The 14431-nt window shown below is 61.1% G+C and carries 14 protein-coding genes; 13 read left to right on the forward strand and 1 reads right to left on the reverse strand.

Annotated elements, in window-relative coordinates:
• Window positions 1–202: 202 nt before the first annotated feature.
• Genes ilvA through BMX55_RS07440 form a run of 4 tightly spaced genes read left to right on the forward strand, consistent with a single transcriptional unit; the run spans window position 203 to window position 6110 of the window.
• The gene (ilvA, locus tag BMX55_RS07425) at window positions 203–1771 is read left to right on the forward strand and encodes a threonine ammonia-lyase, biosynthetic (RefSeq protein ID WP_091455248.1); all 1569 of its coding nucleotides are present in this window, start codon (window positions 203–205) and stop codon (window positions 1769–1771) included.
• Between the two features lie 9 nt (window positions 1772–1780).
• The gene (locus BMX55_RS07430) at window positions 1781–4705 is read left to right on the forward strand and encodes a sensor domain-containing diguanylate cyclase (protein ID WP_091455252.1); all 2925 of its coding nucleotides are present in this window, start codon (window positions 1781–1783) and stop codon (window positions 4703–4705) included.
• 14 nt (window positions 4706–4719) lie between these two features.
• Window positions 4720–5544, forward strand: coding sequence for an adenosylcobinamide-GDP ribazoletransferase (locus BMX55_RS07435; RefSeq protein WP_091455256.1), 825 nt, complete (start codon window positions 4720–4722; stop codon window positions 5542–5544).
• Window positions 5541–6110, forward strand: a complete 570-nt coding sequence (locus BMX55_RS07440; RefSeq protein WP_091455259.1) for a histidine phosphatase family protein — start codon at window positions 5541–5543, stop codon at window positions 6108–6110. The genes BMX55_RS07435 and BMX55_RS07440 overlap by 4 nt, the downstream gene beginning before the upstream one ends.
• Window positions 6111–6132: 22 nt before the next feature.
• On the opposite strand, the gene BMX55_RS07445 is transcribed toward BMX55_RS07440, so the two are convergent.
• Window positions 6133–6591, reverse strand: a complete 459-nt coding sequence (locus tag BMX55_RS07445; RefSeq protein ID WP_091455262.1) for a type II secretion system protein N — start codon at window positions 6589–6591, stop codon at window positions 6133–6135.
• A gap of 52 nt (window positions 6592–6643) precedes the next feature.
• Between BMX55_RS07445 and gspG the strand changes: the two genes are divergently transcribed.
• Genes gspG through gspD form a run of 9 tightly spaced genes read left to right on the forward strand, consistent with a single transcriptional unit; the run spans window position 6644 to window position 14423 of the window.
• Window positions 6644–7090, forward strand: coding sequence for a type II secretion system major pseudopilin GspG (gene gspG, locus BMX55_RS07450; protein ID WP_091455713.1), 447 nt, complete (start codon window positions 6644–6646; stop codon window positions 7088–7090).
• On the forward strand, window positions 7065–7550 hold the full coding sequence (locus tag BMX55_RS07455) for a prepilin-type N-terminal cleavage/methylation domain-containing protein (RefSeq protein WP_091455266.1): 486 nt from the start codon (window positions 7065–7067) through the stop codon (window positions 7548–7550). Before gspG ends, BMX55_RS07455 begins: the two co-directional genes overlap by 26 nt.
• Entirely contained in the window at window positions 7547–7930 is a 384-nt protein-coding gene (gene gspI / locus BMX55_RS07460) for a type II secretion system minor pseudopilin GspI (RefSeq protein ID WP_091455269.1), read from the forward strand. Before BMX55_RS07455 ends, gspI begins: the two co-directional genes overlap by 4 nt.
• A 6-nt stretch (window positions 7931–7936) precedes the next feature.
• On the forward strand, window positions 7937–8638 hold the full coding sequence (locus tag BMX55_RS07465) for a PulJ/GspJ family protein (protein ID WP_091455271.1): 702 nt from the start codon (window positions 7937–7939) through the stop codon (window positions 8636–8638).
• Window positions 8635–9618, forward strand: a complete 984-nt coding sequence (gspK, locus tag BMX55_RS07470; RefSeq protein ID WP_281242828.1) for a type II secretion system minor pseudopilin GspK — start codon at window positions 8635–8637, stop codon at window positions 9616–9618. Before BMX55_RS07465 ends, gspK begins: the two co-directional genes overlap by 4 nt.
• The gene (gspL, locus tag BMX55_RS07475) at window positions 9615–10859 is read left to right on the forward strand and encodes a type II secretion system protein GspL (protein WP_091455274.1); all 1245 of its coding nucleotides are present in this window, start codon (window positions 9615–9617) and stop codon (window positions 10857–10859) included. The genes gspK and gspL overlap by 4 nt, the downstream gene beginning before the upstream one ends.
• Window positions 10856–11359, forward strand: coding sequence for a type II secretion system protein GspM (gene gspM / locus BMX55_RS07480; protein WP_091455276.1), 504 nt, complete (start codon window positions 10856–10858; stop codon window positions 11357–11359). Before gspL ends, gspM begins: the two co-directional genes overlap by 4 nt.
• Complete coding sequence (gspN, locus tag BMX55_RS07485) at window positions 11325–12179, forward strand: type II secretion system protein N (protein ID WP_091455279.1); 855 nt, start codon at window positions 11325–11327, stop codon at window positions 12177–12179. Before gspM ends, gspN begins: the two co-directional genes overlap by 35 nt.
• A gap of 18 nt (window positions 12180–12197) precedes the next feature.
• Window positions 12198–14423, forward strand: coding sequence for a type II secretion system secretin GspD (gspD, locus tag BMX55_RS07490; RefSeq protein ID WP_143059590.1), 2226 nt, complete (start codon window positions 12198–12200; stop codon window positions 14421–14423).
• Window positions 14424–14431 lie beyond the last annotated feature (8 nt).

Here is a 14431-nt window from a genome sequence, read left to right on the forward strand (position 1 = left end):
GATTTTGTTGCTGTGCAACATAAGATCACACCGTGGCTTATAATTCAAATCACGCAATGCTTACTTTGGTATTAACCCGAAGCATTGCACCATTTGTCTCCTCCATCTCCTCAAAGGATGGATTCAGCCCCAAGCCTCACGGCTTGGGGCTTTTTTTTGCTTTGGGCCCTATGATGTTCGCCATATTCTCTGCTGTCCAATCATGACTGAGCCTCTTTCTCCCCTTGATTATCTAAAAAAAATCCTCACGGCCCGCGTCTATGACGTTGCCATTGAGACCGACTTGCAAGTGGCGCGTACCCTGAGCCAGCGCTTGGGCAACAAAGTCTTGCTCAAACGCGAAGACCAGCAGCCGGTGTTCAGCTTCAAGCTGCGCGGTGCTTACAACAAGATGGCGCACCTGACGCCCGGTCAGTTGGAGCGTGGCGTGATTTGCGCCTCAGCGGGCAACCACGCCCAAGGCGTAGCCATGAGCGCGCGCAAGCTGGGGGCGCGGGCGGTCATTGTTATGCCCACCACCACGCCACAGCTCAAAATTGACGCCGTGCGGGCTTTGGGCGGCGAGGTGGTGCTGGCAGGTGAGAGCTATTCCGATGCTTACGCCCATTCGGTCAAGCTAGAGCAAGAGCAGGGCCTGACTTTTGTCCATCCCTTTGATGACCCTGACGTCATTGCCGGGCAGGGCACTGTTGCCATGGAAATTTTGCGCCAGCTGCAAAAGCTAGGCAGCAACCGGCTCGATGCGGTGTTTGTCGCCATTGGCGGCGGTGGCTTGATTGCCGGTGTGTCTAACTACATCAAAGCCATCCGCCCTGAGATCAAGGTGATTGGCGTACAAATGAGGGATTCTGACGCCATGGTGCAATCGGTGCTCAAGGGGGAGCGCGTTACGCTGCCCGATGTGGGCCTGTTTTCTGATGGCACGGCGGTCAAGTTGGTGGGTGAAGAAACTTTCCGCATTGCGCAAGGGTTGGTGGACGAGTTCATCACCGTCGATACTGATGCCGTGTGTGCGGCCATCAAAGATGTTTTTGTCGATACGCGCTGCATTGTGGAGCCAGCGGGTGCGCTGGCGGTGGCCGCCATCAAGCAGTATGTGACCACGCACCACACCGAAGGCGAAACCTACGCCGCCATTTTGTGTGGTGCCAATATGAACTTTGACCGCCTGCGCTTTGTGGCCGAGCGTGCTGAGGTGGGCGAAGAGCGCGAGGCCCTGCTGGCTGTGACCATCCCCGAAGAGCGTGGCAGTTTTAGGCGCTTTTGCGAGATCATTGGCGGTTTGCCGGGTGGCCCGCGCAACGTCACTGAGTTCAACTACCGCATCAGTGATGCCGCACGCGCCCATGTTTTTGTCGGCCTGACCACGCACGGCAAGGGCGAATCAGCGCAATTGGCCCAAGCCTTTAGTCAGCACGGCTTTAACGCCCTCGACTTGACGCACGACGATCTGGCTAAAGAGCACCTGCGCCATCTGGTGGGCGGCCTGTCGAACTTGGCGCAAGATGAGCGCTTGCTGCGCTTTGTCTTTCCAGAGCGCCCCGGTGCCTTGCTCAAGTTTTTGAGCCTGATGCAGCCCAGCTGGAATATCAGCTTGTTTCACTACCGCAACCAAGGGGCCGACTATGGCCGTATTTTGGTTGGTATTCAGGTGCCGCCTGAAGATGGCGCGGCTTTTGCTGATTTTCTGGCAACCTTGGGCTACCCTTACGTGGAAGAGACGCAAAATCCGGCTTATCGCCTGTTTTTGCAGGCACCCGCCACCCACTAAACAAGGCCCATGCTGCCCCAAGTCCAACCGATCGGTTCACTCAAGACCCGCATCACCTTGTTCACGCTGGCCATTTTTATGACCAGCCTGTGGTCATTGACGTTTTATGCTGGCCATATGCTGCGCCAAGACATGCAGCGGCAGTTGAGCGATCAGCAGTTTTCGGTGGTGTCCTTTATTGCCAGCGCCGTGGATGTGCACTTGACGGAACGCATCCGGACGTTGGACTTGGTGGTCAGCAGCATTGACCCGTCGATGATGGGTCAGCCCACGGTTTTGCAGCACCTGCTGGATAACCGCACGGTGCTAGGAACCATGTTCAGTGGTGGCGTGCTCATTACTGATAAGTTGGGCACTGCCGTGGCCGAGGCCCCGCGCTCGGTAGGGCGGGTGGGCCTCAATTTTATGGATCGAACCGCAGTGGCTGGGGCCTTAAGTCAAGGCCAAACCGTGATTGGTACTGCCGTACTGGACAAGCGTTTGGGCGTGCCGGTAATTGGTATTGCGGTGCCGATACTCGATGCTCACGGGCGCAGCATTGGCACCCTCGCGGGGGTGATGGCACTAGAACACGCCGGGTTTTTAGACCAACTGACCCAAAGCGCTTATGGCAAGACGGGCAGCTATTTTTTGATGGATCGCCAGCAGCGGCTGATTATTGCAGCCACCAACAGAGAGCGCGTGTTGCAGCCTTTGCGCCCGCGTGGTGAAATTCCGGCCATTGACCGCTTTGTGGATGGCTTTGAAGGCTCGCAGGTGTACAGCAACTTAGCTGGGGTAGAGGTGCTCAACTCGGTCAAGCGCCTCACGGTGGCCGATTGGGGCGTTTCGGCCTCTATTCCTACGGCAGAAGCGTTTGCGCCTATCCGCGCCATGCAGCAGCGCATGGTGATGGCGGCATTGCTGCTCACGGTGCTGGTGGGCGCTTTGACTTGGTGGCTGTTGCGGCGCAATTTATTGCCACTGACCAACACTACCAAAATTTTGGCGCAGATGGCATTGTCGCCAGAGCTGCCGCAGCCCTTGCCGGTAGAGCGCCAAGACGAGATTGGCATCCTGATCCAAAGTTTTAACCACCTGCTCCACAGCATGGCGCAGCAAAAAGAGGCGCTAGAAGTGCAGTTGCGCTTGTTTTCTGCGTTTATCGATGCGCTGCCCAACCCGGTTTTTATCAAAAACAAGGAAACGGTTTTTACGGCCTGCAACAAAGCCTACGAGGAAGCCTTTGGCATCGAGCGCGCCCACTTTATCGGCAAGACGGTGCTAGAGCTGGACTACCTGCCCTTGGCAGCCCGGCAAGCTTTTCAAGTCGCTGATGTGGCCTTGATAGCACAGGGTGGCCAGACCAGCGAGGAGATTGAGCTGATTTTTTGCGATGGCCTGCGGCGTACGGTGCTGTACCAGCGCTGCACCTTTGATTTGGGGCCAGAGCAGGGCGGGGGCATGTTGGGCTTGCTGGTGGATATTTCTGAGCGCAAACAGGTAGAAGAAGCCCTGAAGCTGCGCGAAGCGCAGTACCGGCTGCTGGCAGAAAATGCCAACGATGTGATTTGGACACTGGATGTGCAGGGGCGCTTTACCTATGTTAGCCCCTCGGTGGCTAAACTGCGCGGCTACACCAGTGCCGAAGTAATGCAGCAATCGTTGCAACAAGCCCTGATGCCCCAAGGCGTGCCGTTGGTGCTACAGGCCTTGCAAAAAAGCCAAGCCGCTGCCAAAGCGGGTTTGACCATTCCAGAATGGCGCGCTGAGTTAGAGCAGCCTTGTAAGGACGGCAGTACAGTTTGGACGGAAGTTACTACCAATGGGGTGCTAAATGCCGACGGCGAGTTTTTGGGCCTGTTGGGCATTACCCGCGACATTTCTGAGCGCAAAGAACGTGATGATTACCGGCGCTTTCACAGCCAAATTTTAGAAAAACTGGCCGCTGGCACCCAACTCAAGGCCATCTTAGAAGCCATTGTGTTGGGCATTGAGGCGTTGCACCCCAACAAGCTGTGCAGCATTTTGCTGCTGGATGAGGCGGGCCAGCGTGTCACGGGCTGCATTGGCCCTAGTCTGCCCGACTTTTACAACAAGGCTTTGGAGGGGTTGGTGGTAGAGCTGGGCATGGGCTCGTGCGGTACCTCGGTATGTACTGGGCAGCGGGTGGTGGTGGAAGACATTGCCACCCATGCTTACTGGGCACCGTTTCGGGTGTTGGCCGCCCAAGCACGGTTGGGGGCTTGCTGGTCGGAGCCGATCCGCTCTGGTTCAAACCGGATTTTGGGGGTTTTTGGCATTTACCACCGCAACAAACACACCCCCAGCGATGCCGACATCGCCTTGATCGAACAAACGGCCCGGCTGGCTAGTATTGCGATTGAGAAAACGGTTGCTGAGGAGCAAATCCGCAATTTGGCCTACCGCGACAGTCTGACCCGGCTGCCCAACCGGCGTCTTTTGGATGAGCGTTTGGCCTTGGCCTTGGCCAGCAGCCGACGCACTGGGCTGCATGGTGCGCTGATATTGTTGGACTTGGACAACTTTAAGCCACTCAATGACACCTACGGCCATGCGGCAGGCGATTTGTTGTTGATCGAGGTGGCTCGCCGCTTGAGTGCCAGCATCCGGGAGGTAGATACTGTGGCCCGTTTGGGCGGGGATGAGTTTGTGGTGGTGATTGGTGATTTGGAGGCTGATGCCAAAGTGGCCTTAGAACACGCGCAGGCAGTGGCCGAAAAAATTCGGGCAGCATTGGCCCAACCCTACCTGTTGACCGTGGTAGCACACCAAAACACCCCAGCCATCATGATTGAGCACCACGGCTCATGCAGCATGGGTTTGGCCCTGTTTACGGGGCAAGATACCCAGCGCCAAACAGAACTGCTCAAGCAAGCCGACGATGCCATGTACCGAGCCAAGCAATCGGGCCGCAACACCATTCATCTGTGAGGTTGCCGTTTCTCATGCAAGCTATTCGCCACTATCTGCTGGCCGTGCAGTTTTTTACCCGCATCCCTATCACGGGGCGGTTGGCCCACTGGGTTGGCTTTAGCCCAGCCATGTTGCGTGCCAGCAGCGCGCATTTTCCCGGCGTTGGTTGGATCGTGGCGGTGTGGGCGGCGTTAGTCTATGCCGCATTGCATGCAGCGCTGGGTAGCAACCCTTTTGCCCCAGCGGTGGCCGCTGTGGGTTGCACCATTGCCACGGTGCTGCTGACTGGCGGCTTTCATGAAGATGGCTTGGCCGATGTGACCGATGGCTTGGGCGGTAGCTATGACCGCGAGCGTGCGCTGGACATCATGAAGGATTCGCGCATTGGTGCTTTTGGCGCGATGGCCTTGGTGCTGGCTTTGTTGGCTAAGTGCAGCTTGTTGGCGCTGCTGGGGGCGCACAGTTTGGGGGCAGCATTGGCAGCGTTGGTGGGCGGTCATGTGCTATCGCGCTGGTGGCCGCTGTGGCTGGTGCGTTGTTTGCCCCATGTTGGGGATACGGCCAAATCCAAAAGCAAGCCCCTGGCTGATCAGATCAGCAACTTCTCTTTGGCTGCGGCGGGTCTGTGGTGCGTAGCACCACTGGCGCTGGTGTGGCAACTGCAATCGGTGCTTTTGGTGGCGCTGGCGGCCTTGTGCAGCGCTGTGGCTGCGGCGCATATGGCGCGCCGACTGGCCCGGCGCTTGCAAGGCTTTACCGGCGATGGTTTGGGCGCGGTACAACAGCTGGGCGAGGTGGGGTTTTATTTGGGCGCAGCCTTGGCACTGGGGCCTCTGGCACAAGGCGTTAGCGCATGAGGGTACCGCAATTGTGGCTGGCCCGCCATGCACAGCCCTTGGTGGCCCCCGGCCATTGCTATGGCGTGCTGGATGTGCCTGCCGATGCGCTGGCTACAGCACAGGCCGCGCAGCGCCTAGCGCAAGCCTTGCCTGCAAGCCTTGCGGTTTGGCATTCGCCGCTGCAACGTTGCACCCAACTGGCGCATGCTTTGCAAGCGCAGCGGCCTGAGCTGCACAGCCAGCCCGACACCCGTTTGCAAGAAATGGATTTTGGCTGCTGGGAGGGCCGTGCTTGGGACAGCATTGCCCGCACCGACATCGACCGGTGGGTGGCAGGTTTTGCCACGCACCGCCCCGGTGGGGGCGAGAGCTTGCAAACCATGCTGGCACGGGTAGCAGCAGCCCTGCAACAGGCCAAAGATACGGCGCAACAAAAGCACACCGATGTGCTCTGGCTCACCCATGCCGGGGTGGCGCGCTGTGTGCAATGGTTGCTAGAAAGGCACCATCAAGCCCCGTGCGCCGCGCAGTGGCCGGTAGTAGCCCCTGAGTGGGGTGGCTGGGTCTGCTGGCCCTTGGCCTGAACCGTGGGTTAGGTAGTTGTGTTTAGTGCCGTGGCGGCATGTCCAGCGTCAGGGTGGCTGGCCCATTGAGCGTAGCCCCTAGGCGGGCTTGGCGTGGCTCTAAGGCTTGCAGTACCAGCCCGTCAGCCACTTGTGCGCCCACGCGAAATGGCTTGGCAGGTTGGCCTCCGACGGCAATCAGCGCTGCGCCCAAGCTGCTGCGCTGCCCGGCCAGTACACCCAGCAGAGTGAGTGGTGCTTTGGTGGCTGGTTCTGTGGCCTGTGGCTTCTCGGCTCCTGTGGGAGCTGCTGCGCTGCCCAGTAAACGGCTGATGGCGGCCACATCGGGTGCCACCGGCGCAGCCACAGCCACGGCAGGCACGGCCCCACCCAAAGGGGCGGACAGGCGCAGGCCCCAATAGGCCGCGCTGGCAGCGGCGGCGGCCCAAAGCGCCAAGGTGGCTAGGCGCACGCCCCAGCCGGTATCTGTAGTGGTCACCATCGTCGGATTATCATTCAGGCGCTTTGTGTGACTGCCCTTCTTCTGGATACCGATGCATCTTCTTGACTTTGCCCGTAGTGCACGCCACTCTCTTCAACGTGGCTTTACCCTGATCGAACTGATGGTGGTGCTGGTCATTATTGGCGTGCTGGCCGCGCTGATCGTGCCCAATGTGCTGGATCGGGCCGACGATGCACGCACCACAGCGGCGCGCACCGACGTGACCAACGTCATGCAGGCCCTCAAGCTCTACAAGCTCGATAACCTGCGCTACCCCACCGCAGAACAGGGCTTGCAGGCCCTCGTAGCCAAACCCAACGCTGGGCCACCAGCACCCAATTGGAAGCCCTACCTAGAAAAACTTCCCAACGACCCTTGGGGTCGCCCGTACCAATACCTCAACCCCGGCATCAAGGGCGAGATCGATGTGATGTCCTTTGCTGCGGATGGTCAACCGGGTGGCGAAGGCAAGGATGCCGATATCGGTAGCTGGCAATAAGCTGCCCGTGGTACATGCCCCTGTGGCCTGCACAGCACACCAACGCCAGCGCGGCTTCACGTTGCTGGAGTTGTTGGTGGTGATCAGCATCATCGCCGTAGCCACGGCTGGTGTGGCACTGGCCCTGCGCGACAACGCTGGGGCCACGCTAGAGCGCGAGGCGGTGCGCTTGGCTGCGCTGCTAGAGGCGGGCCGGGCGCAGTCGCGCGCCAGCGGTGTGCCGGTGCGCTGGCGCAGCGTGGCTGGGGGGTTTAATTTTGAGGGTCTGGCCGAAGGCCAGTTGCCCACGCAGTGGCTATCGCCCAGCACCTCGGTGCGTGGCGATGATGCCTTGCTACTGGGGCCAGAGCCTTTGATTGCCGCCCAAGGCGTGACGCTGGTGAACCGCGATGAGCCGCAAACGGCGTTGCGCGTATCTACCGATGGCCTGCGCCCGTTTGCTGTGCAGGCCACGCCATGAGGCTGCACTGCACACCGTCGCCTGTCACGAGGGCCGCCGGTTTTACGCTGGTTGAAGTGCTGGTAGCCTTGGCGATTGTGGCGGTAGCGCTGATGGCCGGGTTACAGGCCAGCGCGGCACTGATCCGCAATGCCCAGCGCCAGTCTGATATTTTGCTGGCCCAGTTGTGCGCTGAAAATGAACTGGTCAAAATCCGGCTAGCGCGCCAAATGCCCGCCATTGGCGACAGCAGCCCATCGTGTGAGCAAGCTGGGCGCACCCTGACCGTGGCTCTAGCGGTGCGGCCCACACCCAACCCGACCTTTCGGCGCGTAGATGCCTTGGTGCTCGATGGCAGTAGCCCCATCTTGCGCCTGAGCACCATTGTGGGCCGACGCTAAACAGCCATGCCGCGCGCTCACCCCCGTTTACCGCTACCACCCCAGCGCCCGCTGGCGCAGGGCTTTACGCTGGTCGAATTGTTGGTGGCTTTGGCGATGATGGCGCTATTGGCCATCATGAGCTGGCGTGGGCTGGATGGCATGGTACGCACGCAGCAACACACCCGCGAGCGCAGCGAGCAATTGTTGGTGTTGCAAACCGCCTTGGCCCAATGGGGCACCGATCTGGATGCGTTAGTCACGCTGCCTTACACCACACCGCTAGACTGGGATGGCCAAGTGTTGCGCCTGACGCGCCGCAGCAACGCCACGCCCGATGAGGGTGCGCTGGTGGTTGCGTGGGCACGGCGCAATGTGCAGGGCAGCGAGCAATGGCTGCGTTGGCAGTCTGGCCCAGTGCGTACACGGGCGCAGTGGCAACAGGTTTGGCAACAAGCGGCCATGTGGGCGCGTACCCCCGGCGACGCCGAGCGCGCCCATGAGACCGTGCTGCTGCCTCTGGCGGGCTGGCAATTGTTTTATTACCGGGGCGATGCTTGGAGCAACCCGCTATCGAGCAGCGGCAGCCCTGGCGAAGGTGCAGGCAGCGCCAGCGTGAGCATTCCTGATGGCATTCGTTTGCAACTGGAGTTGCCACCGGGCCAAGGCTTGACCGGGCTGATGACCCGCGATTGGGTGCAACCCCTGCAAGGCGGAGGCAAAAATTGAGCGGCCAAAGATTTTTTGGCTACCGCCAACGTGGTGCGGCCCTGCTGGCGGCCATGCTCACAGTGACGCTGGTGGCTACCTTTGCTGCTGCGGCGCTGTGGCAGCAATGGCGCAGCATTGAGATCGAGACCGCCGAACGCGCCCGCGTGCAATCGGCGTGGATTCTGATCGGCGCGCTAGACTGGTCGCGCCTGATCCTGATTGAAGACTACAACGCCAACCCCGGCGGTTCCGACCATCTGGCCGAACCCTGGGCTGTGCCACTGCAAGAAGCGCGGCTATCCACCTTTTTGGCCGCAGAAAAGAACATCTCACAATTAGACGATGCCAGCACCGATACCACTGATGCCTTTTTATCCGGCCAGATACTGGATTTGCAGGCCCGCCTGAACCTGAGCAACCTGCTCGATGGTGCCACCATACAGCCCGAAGCGCGGGCCCAGTTTGAGCGGCTGTTTACCCGTTTGGGCTTGCCCAAGGCTGAATTGGAGCAACTGATCCAAGCCCTGCTGCAAGCCAACAACCCTGACAGCGCCGATGCCCTGCTGCGCCCGCCCACGCTGGGCCAGTTGGGTTGGTGGGGTGTGGCTCCGGCCAAGCTGGCTCTGTTGGCACCACACACGACGCTGCTACCGCAGCGCAGCAAAATCAACCTGAATACCGCCAGCGCCGAGGTGCTGCTGGCCGGCATTGAGGGGCTAGACCAAGCCGGGGCCAACCGACTGCTGGCGGCACGCCAAACCCAGCACTTGCGCAGCCTAGAAGACGCCCGCGCCTTGCTGGGTCAGAACGCGCAAATTAAAGAGGCCCTGCACGATGTGAGCTCTAGCTATTTTGAAGTGTATGGCCGCTTGCGCTTGGGTAATGTGACCGTGCAAGAGCGCTCCATCGTTTATCGCCAACGCCGTGAGGTACGTACTCTGTGGCGTGAACGGATGGCCTTGCCGCCCCCTACAATGGCCCGCCAGACCTACCCATGACCACCCTGATCCTCCACCTGCCGCTGGCTTTGCCGGGGCCTGCCACTGAATACCGCTACACCCTGAGCAGCGACGGCCAAAGCGTCAGCAGCCATGCCAGCGCCGCCTTGGCCCTGCTGCCGCGCCCCGGACGGGCCACTGGCGAAACCGTGGCGCTGGTGCCCGCACAAGCGCTGTCGTGGCAGCGGGTCTCTTTGCCCCAAGGGGTGGGCTTGGCCTCGCCGCGCTTGCGTGCCGTGCTCGAAGGTTTGCTCGAAGAGCGCCTCTTGGACGACCCGGCCCAACTGCACTTTGCTTTAGAGCCGCAAGCGCGCAGCGGTACGGCCATTTGGGTGGCCGTGTGTGATCGGGCTTGGCTGCGCGCCCACTTGCAAGCGCTAGAAAACGCGGGCATCCCGGCAGCGCGGGTGGTACCAGAATGTGCGCCCAGTAGCGCTGATGCCCCCCCGGCACCTATACAAGTGCTGGGTACCCCCGAAGACCCCCGGTTGCTGCTGCCGCGCTGTGGCCCCGATCAAGGCGTGCTGTGGCTGCCGCTGTCCGCCGCTGCCCTCGCGCTGATGCCCCGCACTAGCGCCGCAGATGGCTCCATCGTCCCCATGATCTATGCCGAGCCTGCCGTGGCCGCACTGGCTGAGCAGCTCTTGGGCCAGCCGGTGCCACTGCAAACGGCCAGCGCACGGGCGCTGCACGCCTTGGGCAATGGCTGGAATCTGGCGCAGTTTGATCTGGCCAGCACCGGCAGCCTGCGCCTACAGCGCAAGCTAGCCGCCGCGCTGGGGGCTTGGTTTGGGGCACCACAATGGCGCGCTGCCCGCTGGGCGTTGGGGCTGTTGGCGGTGGTGCATCTGCTGGGTTTGAACGTTTGGGCTTGGCAAGAACGCCAAGCACTGGCCGCCCAAAAAACCCAAGTGCAGGCAGTGCTGACACAAACCTTCCCACGGGTGCAGGTAGTGGTAGATGCTCCTGTACAAATGGAGCGCGAATTGGCGCTGCTGCGCCAAGCCACTGGCAGCTTGTCTGCACGCGATTTAGAACCCTTGTTAGCCAGCAGCGCCAGCGCCCTGCCGCCCCAATGGCAAGCGCGCAGCATCGACTACAGCCCCGGCCAGTTGCGCTTGCAAGGCCCGGCACTCAGTGCCGCTGAGCAAACCCAAGCCACACAAGCGCTGCGCGCCAGCGGCCATACCCTCGACACCGACGGTGACACCTTGGTGGTGCGCGCTGTGACTACCCCATGAGTTCTGCATCTTCTTCTCTTTCAGCATGGCGCACGCATTGGCAGGCGCTGGCCCCGCGTGAGCGGCAACTGCTGCGTGCCGCAGCAGCCTTGGTGGTATTGGCCTTGCTGTGGTGGCTGGCGCTGGCACCGGCTTTAGATACCCTGCGCCACGCCCCAACCCGCCATGCCAAGCTCGATAGCCAATTGCAGGCCATGCAAGCCTTGCAAGCTGAGGCGCAACAGTTGCAAAAGGCCCCGCGCTTGCCCACCGATGCCGCTGCCCGTGCGCTACAGGCCGCTGTGGCCGAACACTTAGGCAACAGCGCCCGCCTGAACATCACCGGCGACCGGGCCACGCTCACTTTGCAAGGCACACCAGCCACAGCGTTAGCCCCGTGGTTAGCCCAAGCACGTGCCAATGCCCATGCCATCACCCAAGAGGCCCGGCTGGTGCGTAACCCCGGTGCGGGCAGCCCGCGCTGGGATGGCACCATCGTGCTGGCTTTGCCTGTACGCTAACAACGTGTTGACCACCCCGCGCCCATCCCCCCGCCGACCAGCCAGCGCTGCGTCTCGCACCCCTTGGGGGTGGGCGGTGTCTGGCGTGCTGTTGGGCACCAGCGTGGCTGTGCTGGCCTTTGCCCCGGCCTATTGGCTGGGTTGGGGGCTGGCACAGATCAGCGAGCAACGCTTGCAGTTGCTCCAGCCACGCGGCACGGTCTGGAATGGCTCGGCGCAACTGGTTTTGACTGGCGGCGGTGCCAGCCAAGACCGTGCCAGCCTGCCTGGGCGTGTGAGCTGGAAAATGCAGCCCTCTTGGGATGGATTACACGCCCAGATCGATGCCGCGTGTTGCACCACGGCACCGCTGGCAGTGCAGGTGCAGCCGCAGCGCCAAGGCGTGAGCGTGGTGCTGGCCGATGGCACGAGCCAATGGCCCGCTGCGCTGCTGGCCGGGCTGGGCACGCCTTGGAACACGGTACAACTGCAAGGCCAATTGGCCTTGAGTACCCAAAATTTGCAAGCGCAATGGGCCGCCGGACGCCTGCGCCTGCACGGGCAGGTGCAGCTGGATGCGCTGGCCCTGTCCTCGCGCTTGTCTACCCTGCACCCTTTGGGCAGCTACCGTATCACCGTGCAAGGCGGGGATGTGCCGGGCTTGAGCGTCCAAACTCTGCAAGGCGAGCTGCAACTGAGTGGCACCGGCCAATGGGTAGGTCAGCGGCTGCGCTTTACCGGGCAGGCCAGCGCCAGCCCAGGCCGTGAGGCCGCCCTGTCCAACTTCCTGAACCTTCTGGGACGCCGCCGTGGTGCCAGCGCCCTCATCACTTTGGGTTGATTCCAAATACTGTCTCGTATGTACCCCCCCCTGACCTCCACTCCTCTGCGCACCACCCTTCACGCCCTGTTCGCCAGCGCCTTGCTGCTGCATTCTGGCGTTCCCCTGTATGCGCAAAACACCCTCAGCCCCAGCAGTACCAGTGTGCGCCTTCATGAGCCGGTCACGCTCAACTTTGCCGGTGCCGATATTGAGGCGGTGGCCCGCACTTTGGCTACCATTACCGGGCGCAATGTGGTGGTCGATCCACGGGTGAAGGGGCAGATCAATTTGGTGACGGAACGCCCGGTCAGCCCGGCAGCGGCCTTTGAGCAGTTTTTGGCCGCGCTGCGCTTGCAGGGCTTTACCGTGGTGGAAGCGGCGGGCTTGTACAAAATCGTGCCGGAGGCCGATGCCAAATTGCAAGGCGGCAGCGTGAGCGTAGCGCGTGAAGGGCGCTCGGCCCCAGCAGGCGGGCAGATCATGACGCAGATTTTTCGTCTGAATTACGAAAGCGCCAATAACCTCGTGCCGGTCTTGCGTCCGCTGATTAGCCCGAACAACACCATCAACGTCAATCCGGGCAGCAACGCCCTCATCATCACCGACTACGCTGACAACCTGCAACGCTTGGCCAAAATCATTGCGGCAATGGATGTCTCTAACGCCAGCGATGTCGAAATCATCCCGCTGCGCCATGCTGTGGCTACCGATCTGGCCCCGCTGGTGGCCCGGTTGATTGATTCGGGCAATGGCAGTGCTGGTACCAACGCCACCCCCGGCGTTAGTGACACCGCGTTCAAAACCACGCTGCTGCCTGAACCGCGCAGCAATGCCTTGATTTTGCGTGCCGCCAACCCGGCCCGCGTAGCCCAAGTGCGGGCGCTGGTCGCCAAGCTCGATCAGCCGGCCCTGCCCGGTAGCAGTGCCGCCACTGGCAACATCCACGTCGTTTACCTGAAAAACGCTGACGCCACCAAGCTGGCCGTGACCCTGCGCGCCGCCATCGCTGCCACCTTGGGCACCAGCGGTGCCAGCCCATCCACCCCTAGCACGGGCAGTAGCGGCAGCAACGCTGGTGTGCAAAATACCAGTATGGGCGGCAACGCGGGCCTCAGTGGCAGCGGCTTGAGCACGGGCGGCGGTAGCCTTGGCAACAACGCCAACAGCAACCAGCCCTCCACAGGTGGCATTATCCAAGCCGATCCCAGTACCAATTCTTTGGTGATTACGGCCCCTGAGCCGCTGTACCGCCAGTTGCGTACCGTGATCGACCAGCTCGATGGACGCCGCGCTCAAGTGCTGGTAGAAAGCTTAATTGTTGAAGTGGCGGCCAACAAAATGGCCGAGTTTGGCATCCAATGGCAGGGCGTGCTGGGCAAAAGTGGCGATGGCACCGTGGGTGTAATTGGCACCAATTCCAGCAATGCTGGGGCCAACATTGTGAGCATGGCGGCGGGCATTGCCAAGGGTGATGCAGGCGTGTTGTCCTCGTTGGGCAAGGGCCTGAATTTGGCGCTGGCACCGCGCACCAACGGCCAGTATTACTTGGGGGCTTTGGCCAATTTTCTGCAAAACAGTGGTGATGCCAATGTGCTCTCCACCCCCAACTTGATGACGCTGGACAACGAAGAGGCGCGTATCGTTATTGGTAACAACGTGCCTTTTGTTACCGGCTCTTATGCCAACACCACCGGCACCAGCACCGTCAACCCCTTTACCACTGTAGAGCGCAAAGACGTGGGCTTGATGCTGCGTGTGCGCCCACAAATCAACGAAAACGGCACCGTCAAGCTGGCAATTTACCAAGAAGTCTCCAAAATCGACTCGGCCACGCTCAAAGATGCCAACGGCCCGACCACCAGCAAGCGCTCGATTGAATCGAATGTGCTGGTCGAGGATGGCAGCATCATCGTCATTGGCGGCCTGCTCGAAGACAGCTATGCCCAAGCCGAAGACAAGGTGCCGCTGCTGGGCGATTTGCCCGTGGTGGGCCACTTTTTCCGCAGCGAGAACCGCTCGCGCAAAAAGACCAACCTGATGGTATTTTTGCGCCCGCAAGTCATCCGCGATGCGGCTGCCAGCGACGCTCTGATGGTTGACCGCTACGAAGCCATACGTGCCTTGCAACAGGCCACGCAGCCCAGTCCCCATCTCATTTTGGGGTCGGTGCCAGACTCCCCCGTGCTACCCGCGCTGCCAACACAGCCCTTGGCCCGTCCGCTGGGAGAAGGCCAAGCTCCCCCGCCCGCAGGCACCCTCTAAGGCATGGC

Source organism: Giesbergeria anulus, from assembly GCF_900111115.1.
Classification (GTDB): domain Bacteria; phylum Pseudomonadota; class Gammaproteobacteria; order Burkholderiales; family Burkholderiaceae_C; genus Simplicispira; species Simplicispira anulus.

Excerpts from the sequence above, each read along its gene's own strand:
- BMX55_RS07465 (WP_091455271.1), top strand. The coding sequence starts at position 7,937 with ATGCCGCGCGCTCACCCCCGTTTACCGCTACCACCCCAGCGCCCGCTG.
- BMX55_RS07440 (WP_091455259.1), top strand. The coding sequence starts at position 5,541 with ATGAGGGTACCGCAATTGTGGCTGGCCCGCCATGCACAGCCCTTGGTG.
- BMX55_RS07455 (WP_091455266.1), top strand. The coding sequence starts at position 7,065 with ATGCCGATATCGGTAGCTGGCAATAAGCTGCCCGTGGTACATGCCCCT.
- gspN (WP_091455279.1), top strand. The coding sequence starts at position 11,325 with ATGGCACCATCGTGCTGGCTTTGCCTGTACGCTAACAACGTGTTGACC.
- gspL (WP_091455274.1), top strand. The coding sequence starts at position 9,615 with ATGACCACCCTGATCCTCCACCTGCCGCTGGCTTTGCCGGGGCCTGCC.
- BMX55_RS07430 (WP_091455252.1), top strand. The coding sequence starts at position 1,781 with ATGCTGCCCCAAGTCCAACCGATCGGTTCACTCAAGACCCGCATCACC.
- ilvA (WP_091455248.1), top strand. The coding sequence starts at position 203 with ATGACTGAGCCTCTTTCTCCCCTTGATTATCTAAAAAAAATCCTCACG.
- gspI (WP_091455269.1), top strand. The coding sequence starts at position 7,547 with ATGAGGCTGCACTGCACACCGTCGCCTGTCACGAGGGCCGCCGGTTTT.
- BMX55_RS07435 (WP_091455256.1), top strand. The coding sequence starts at position 4,720 with ATGCAAGCTATTCGCCACTATCTGCTGGCCGTGCAGTTTTTTACCCGC.
- gspG (WP_091455713.1), top strand. The coding sequence starts at position 6,644 with ATGCATCTTCTTGACTTTGCCCGTAGTGCACGCCACTCTCTTCAACGT.
- BMX55_RS07445 (WP_091455262.1), bottom strand. The coding sequence starts at position 6,591 with ATGGTGACCACTACAGATACCGGCTGGGGCGTGCGCCTAGCCACCTTG.
- gspM (WP_091455276.1), top strand. The coding sequence starts at position 10,856 with ATGAGTTCTGCATCTTCTTCTCTTTCAGCATGGCGCACGCATTGGCAG.
- gspD (WP_143059590.1), top strand. The coding sequence starts at position 12,198 with ATGTACCCCCCCCTGACCTCCACTCCTCTGCGCACCACCCTTCACGCC.